Below are 4,234 nucleotides of genomic sequence, written 5' to 3' on the forward strand. Positions count from 1 at the left end.
GCCGGCGGGGGAGGAGTCGCTCATGGGGGCCAGTCTCCCAGCCCGGGAGCCGTCGGCCGAATCCGGCCGGGTGCCTGCCCCGTCCCGGCCCGTGCGGGTGCCCCGTCCCGGCCCGTGCGCGTGCCCCGTCCGGGCGGTGCGCGTGCCCCGTCCGGGCGGTGCGTGCGGAGGCGTCTGGTACCAGGGACGGAGCGGACCCTGAGACGACCCGGAGATGTCCCTGAGGTCCGCTCGCACCATGGCATGCGGGGCGCGGGGAGGTGCAGGATGGAAGGACGAACCGCCTTGCCCGACCGAGCACCGCATGGAGGACCGGATGATTGCCGAGACAGTCTGTTCCGCCGTGGCCGCGGCCGGTCTGGGCATCGCCGCGATCACGGCCTACCGCAAGCGTTTCCTCCGGGCGGCCCGTATAGCCGCCTACTCCCTGGTGCCCCTCGGCCTGGTGATGACCGGAGTCGTCGACTGGCTGGCCGACACCGCCTTCAGCCCCCTCGCGTGGGCGGGCTTCGGCGTCCTGGGCGCGTCCTGGCTGCTCTTCACGACCACCCGTGCGGTGGAGCGGCGCGGCGGCGGGACCCGCAAGGACCGCAAGGCGGCCAAGGCGGCGCAGCGCGAGGCGACGGCCCCCGCGGCCTCCGCGCCCTCCCTGGGCCAGGGCTCCCGTCCTGCGGGCCGTCCCGCGGCCGCACCCCGGGCCACCGACTCCGCGGACGACTTCAGCGACATCGAGGACATTCTGAAAAAGCACGGCATATGAGGGCACCGAGCGTGAATATGACCGCCGGTGCGCATGCATGACTGAAACGTCACAGAGGATCCGGCGAGGGAGCGGAAGTGATCAAGAACGCTCCCTCGCATACGGATAATGGCGAACTCCCGGTCATTACGGGCGTGTTGATCGCGTGAGGGGCGTTCGCTGCGCCATCATCGCCGCGAGATGCTGGACACAACACAGAGCGACACCGCGGCCCCTCCCGAGGAGCGGCGAGGTTGTCTCTTCGCGCTTTCCCAGCCACCGCTGATGATCTTCCTTGCGGTGATCGGCTGTCTGCTGCTCATGACATCACTGCACGACCTGCTGATGCTGTGAGCCGTAAACGGAGCCCAGGCGTCACCCGCCGGAGGGCTCCGTCAGCCCCGGCGCACCTGTCCGTCTCGTTCCCCGTGCGGGAAGGGGACCAGGCCCTGCGGGTGAGTGCTCAGGCCCTGAGGGTGAGGGCTCGGGCCTGCGCGTGAGGGCTCGGGCCTGCGCGTGAGGGCTCGGGCTTGAGGGTGAGGGCTCAGCCCGCGGCCTCCTTGCGGCGTGCTCGGTACGCGGCGACATGGAGGCGGTTTCCGCAGGTGCGGCTGTCGCAGTAGCGGCGGGAGCGGTTGCGGGAGAGGTCGACGAAGGCGCGTCGGCAGTCGGGGGCCTCGCAGCGGCGCAGCCGTTCCTGTTCCCCGGCGACCACGAAGAAGGCGAGCGCCATCCCGCAGTCGGCCGCGAGGTGGTCGGCGACGGACGCGCCGGGTGCGAAGTAGTGCACATGCCAGTCGTGGCCGTCGTGATCGGTGAGCCGTGGGGTGGTGCCCGCGGCGGCGACCAGCTCGTTGATGATCGCCGCGGCCGAGCGGGCGTCGGGGGCCGCGAAGACCTCGGCGAAGCGGCCGCGGGCCTTGCGTACCGCCGCGAGGTCGAGCTCCGACAGCACCGCGACGTCGCTGATCTTGTGGTTCCGAACGAACTCGTCGAGGGCCGAGACGTCCGCGAGCCCGTCCGCCGTCGTGTCGCTGTCCGGTGCGGTGTTCACCAGATCCACCACGGTGTCGAGGGCGCACCGGGTGTCGTGGGTGATCAGCACGTTTCGCTCCCTGGCCTGGAGGTCGGGCGGACGCCCGCCGATGCTGGCCGATGGTAATGGCTCGACGGGGCGTTCGACGGGCACGGGACGTGCCTGGGGCAGTGCCGTGACGGCCGGTACACATCCGGTACACGCGCCGAGCCCGTACCGCGCGTTCTGCTGTCCCCGTGTGCCCAGGCGCCCCAGGGTCACCCTGGCGCCCGTCGGCCGGCTGCCCCGGGGTGCTCGGTTCGGAGACGTCGGTGGTGGGCGCGACCGGGCCGGGCTGCGCCACCGCGGCAGCACCGCGGGCGGACGCCGCGGCCCTCGCCGTCCGCTCCACCGCTGTCCGCGTGGCCTCCTGGCCGTGGCCGCACTGTCGGATGGGGCCGTTTCGGGTGCGTCGCGCCGGTCACCGCCCGGCGGGTCTGAGGGCACGCGCCGGGCGGCGGCCGACGTGTGCCCTCACACCCGCCGGGCGGTGACGGCGCCGTGGGCCGTCAGTGCGGCGCCGCCGTGGCGTCCGCCGCGGGCACGCACCGGCGCCGCCCCGCGGAGGTCCGCGGCGACGGCGCCGGTGCGTGCCCTATGCGGTTGTCCTGGCCCGAGCCGTCTCCCCGAGTGGACGGCGCCGGGCGGCTCTGTGGTAGCCCCGCCCTCCTAGCTTTCCGCCAGGATGTGCGAGAGCTCCTGATCGAGGTCGAAGTGCCGATGCTCCGTGCCGGGCGGCACGGCGGCGTCCGTCCGCTTCAGAAACGACTCCAGGGCCCGCGCCGGGGCCTCGAGCAGGGCCTCCCCCTCCGGGGAGCTCAGGGCGATGCACACGACGCCCTGACCGTGGCTCCGGGACGGCCAGACGCGGACGTCGCCGGTGCCGGTGGGCCGGTGGAGCCCCTCGGCGAGGAGGTCGCGGGCGAACACCCACTCGACGGTCTCCTCGGCTCCGGTGTGAAAGGTGGCGTGCACGGCGTAGGGATCGGCCGTGTCATACCGCAGTCCCGCGGGAACAGGCAGTGAGGACTCGCTCGACACAACGAGGCGCAGGTGCAGCTCGCAGCTGACCGTGGTGTTCATAAGCGCCAGGGCCTTTCGCTCAGTGTGCGCTCGGGGATTCGCACGTCGGCGAAATCGACATGCCACCTACGGTGCCGTTGTAAACCCCTCTGCGTGTTTTGCATTGATTTTCGTAGCTCGTCCGGCCGAGGGTGTCTTCGCCGGGTACGACCATTCCGGTGACCGGTTTCTCTCGGGTAGGGTTTGGGCGTATGAATACGGGGAGTGACGACACGGGTGAGGCCCCTGTGGCGGCCGACGGAGCGCAGAGCGAGGGGACCGGCACACCCGAGAACGAGGCCGACGCGACGGCGGGCGGAGGACCGGCTCTGGGGTCCCGTGCGCCGGAGTTCATCAAGGCACGGCGACTGCTGCACCTCAGCTGGCAGGTGATCGTCTTCGTCCTGGGCCTCGCGGTGGTGGCGGCGGGTGTGATCATGCTGCCCCTGCCCGGCCCGGGCTGGGTGGTGATCTTCGGCGGCATGGCGATCTGGGCGACCGAGTTCGTCTGGGCGCAGCTGGTGCTCCGCTGGACGAAGCGGAAGGTGACCGAGGCGGCGCACCGCGCCCTCGACCCCAAGGTCCGGCGCCGCAACATCATCCTGACGACGATCGGCCTGGTGATCGTGGCCGTGCTCGTCGGCATCTACCTCTGGAAGTTCGGCTTCGAGATGCCCTGGAACATCAAGGATCAGTGATCGGCGGGAATCCGGTACGTGGTCGAGGCGCCTACTGACATGGGGTAATGTTCTTCCTGCGCCCGGGCGATTAGCTCAGCGGGAGAGCGCTTCGTTCACACCGAAGAGGTCACTGGTTCGATCCCAGTATCGCCCACATGATCGGTAAACGACCCGGTCCACGGAATCCGTGGACCGGGTCGTTTCGCTGTGCGTGTCAGCCGCGTGGGCGGGGCGTACCCGGCAGCGGCCGTGCGGGCCGGCTCCGGTGCGGACCGGCTCCCGCGCGGGTCGTCGACCGTGGTCCGTCGCCGGGTGCGTGGGGGAGCCGTGCTGCGGGACGGCGCTGTGGCCGCCGCTCCCTTGTCCGGCACGTTGCGTCGAGGCCGAGACGGCGCGCGAGGGTGCCTGAAGGGGGCGGCTGGAGGCCTGCCGGCGCCCGAGGCCCCGCGGCTGAAGCAGGCGATGCCATGGCAGGGGGAAGGCCTCCGCCGGCCCTGCACTTGCGGACACGTAACCGGCACCCCGTAACCCGCACCCCGTACCCCGAACCCGGCCCACCGGTCACCCCTGCGGCCTGCGGCCCGAGAGGTCGTGCTGGACACCGGCTGACCTCGCTTGACATCCGGCCGACCTCGCTGGGCGCCCGGGGCCGCGGTGGCGTACGTGCCGCTGCAGCAC

Annotated in this window: 5 protein-coding genes and 1 tRNA gene; 4 read left to right on the plus strand and 2 right to left on the minus strand. The window is 71.7% G+C overall.

The features are described 5' to 3' along the window. Window positions 1–316: 316 nt before the first annotated feature. Both FNH04_RS42285 and FNH04_RS46995 read left to right on the plus strand, forming a co-directional pair. Window positions 317–760 carry a hypothetical protein gene (locus FNH04_RS42285; protein ID WP_152791548.1) on the plus strand — a complete coding sequence of 148 codons (444 nt, stop codon included), beginning with the start codon at window positions 317–319 and terminating at the stop codon, window positions 758–760. 180 nt (window positions 761–940) lie between these two features. Then, complete coding sequence (locus FNH04_RS46995) at window positions 941–1,093, plus strand: hypothetical protein (protein WP_194237001.1); 153 nt, start codon at window positions 941–943, stop codon at window positions 1,091–1,093. Window positions 1,094–1,283: 190 nt separating this feature from the next. Here FNH04_RS46995 and FNH04_RS42290 read toward each other — a convergent pair whose 3' ends face one another. Both FNH04_RS42290 and FNH04_RS42295 read right to left on the minus strand, forming a co-directional pair. After that, window positions 1,284–1,844, minus strand: a complete 561-nt coding sequence (locus tag FNH04_RS42290; protein WP_322725450.1) for a CGNR zinc finger domain-containing protein — start codon at window positions 1,842–1,844, stop codon at window positions 1,284–1,286. Window positions 1,845–2,483: 639 nt separating this feature from the next. Further along, window positions 2,484–2,897 (minus strand): SsgA family sporulation/cell division regulator, encoded by a 414-nt coding sequence (locus FNH04_RS42295; RefSeq protein WP_004002642.1) that lies wholly within the window; start codon window positions 2,895–2,897, stop codon window positions 2,484–2,486. A gap of 191 nt (window positions 2,898–3,088) precedes the next feature. Here FNH04_RS42295 and FNH04_RS42300 point away from each other — a divergent pair, with 191 nt between their 5' ends. After that, window positions 3,089–3,574, plus strand: a complete 486-nt coding sequence (locus FNH04_RS42300) for a TIGR02611 family protein (RefSeq protein ID WP_152791549.1) — start codon at window positions 3,089–3,091, stop codon at window positions 3,572–3,574. 64 nt (window positions 3,575–3,638) lie between these two features. Beyond that, a tRNA-Val gene (locus tag FNH04_RS42305) sits at window positions 3,639–3,710 on the plus strand. Window positions 3,711–4,234 lie beyond the last annotated feature (524 nt).

It is taken from the genome of Streptomyces phyllanthi, from assembly GCF_009377205.1.
Taxonomy (GTDB): Bacteria; Actinomycetota; Actinomycetes; order Streptomycetales; family Streptomycetaceae; genus Streptomyces; species Streptomyces phyllanthi.

Bases quoted from the DNA above. Each gene is read 5' to 3' on its own strand.
- FNH04_RS42285 (WP_152791548.1), top strand. From the start codon at position 317: ATGATTGCCGAGACAGTCTGTTCCGCCGTGGCCGCGGCCGGTCTGGGC.
- FNH04_RS46995 (WP_194237001.1), top strand. From the start codon at position 941: ATGCTGGACACAACACAGAGCGACACCGCGGCCCCTCCCGAGGAGCGG.
- FNH04_RS42295 (WP_004002642.1), bottom strand. From the start codon at position 2,897: ATGAACACCACGGTCAGCTGCGAGCTGCACCTGCGCCTCGTTGTGTCG.
- FNH04_RS42300 (WP_152791549.1), top strand. From the start codon at position 3,089: ATGAATACGGGGAGTGACGACACGGGTGAGGCCCCTGTGGCGGCCGAC.